1 protein-coding gene is annotated in these 1090 nt (G+C 69.4%); it reads right to left on the reverse strand.

Annotation, left to right across the window (positions count from 1 at the left end):
- A partial coding sequence (locus tag CH302_RS27885; RefSeq protein ID WP_094650283.1) for a citrate synthase 2 occupies positions 1-1090 on the reverse strand: 1090 nt, incomplete at both ends.

The following is a 1090-nucleotide window of genomic DNA, read 5'->3' on the forward strand; positions in this document are numbered from 1 at the left end:
CCCAGCCGTCGACGGACTCGGGGGTGCGGGGTTCGGGGCCGGTGTAGAGGGCGGCCGGTCGGACGAGCTTGCCCAGGCGCTTCTGTTCCAGGATGTGTGCGCACCAGCCCGCGGTACGTCCGCAGGTGAACATTGCGGGCATCATGTGCGCGGGTACCTCGGCGAAGTCGAGGATCACCGCGGCCCAGAATTCGACGTTGGTCTCGATGGCGCGGTCGGGGCGGCGTTCGCGTAGTTCGGTCAGTGCGGCTTGTTCGAGTGCGGCGGCGACCTCGTAGCGCGGTGCGTTCAGTCTTTTGGCGGTGGCGCGCAGCACGCGGGCGCGGGGGTCCTCGGCGCGGTAGACGCGGTGCCCGAAGCCCATGAGCTTTTCTTTGCGGTCCAGGATGCCGGTGATCAACGCGCGGGCGTCCCCGGTCTTTTCGACTTGTTCGATCATCGGCAGGACGCGGGCGGGTGCGCCGCCGTGCAGGGGCCCGGACATCGCGCCGATGGCACCGGACAGGCAGGCGGCGACGTCGGCTCCGGTGGAGGCGATGACGCGGGCGGTGAACGTCGAGGCATTCATGCCGTGTTCGGCGGCCGAGACCCAGTAGGCGTCGATGGCAGCGACGTGAGCGGGGTCGGGTTCGCCTTTCCAGCGGACCATGAACCGCTCGGTGACGGTCGCGGCCTGGTCGATGCGGGTCTGCGGGACGGCGGGCTGGTAGATACCGCGGGCGGATTGGGCGACGTAGGACAGGGCCATCACCGAGGCGCGGGCGAGGTTGTCGCGGGCGGTGGTGTCGTCGATGTCGAGCAGGGGTTGGTAGCCCCAGATGGGGGCGAGCATCGCCAGGCCGGCTTGGACGTCGACGCGGACGTCACCGGTGTGGATCGGCAGCGGGAAGGGCTCGGCCGGGGGGAGTCCGCGGCCGAATGCGCCGTCGACGAGCAGAGCCCAGACATCGCCGAAGGTGACGTTCTGGGCGACGAGTTCTTCGATGTCGACGCCGCGGTAGCGCAGTGCGCCACCGTCCTTGTCGGGTTCGGCGATGTCGGAGGTGAACGCGACGACACCTTCGAGACCGGAGACGAAATCCTCGGGAAC

This window comes from Rhodococcus sp. 15-2388-1-1a (genome assembly GCF_002259145.1).
Classification (GTDB): domain Bacteria; phylum Actinomycetota; class Actinomycetes; order Mycobacteriales; family Mycobacteriaceae; genus Rhodococcoides.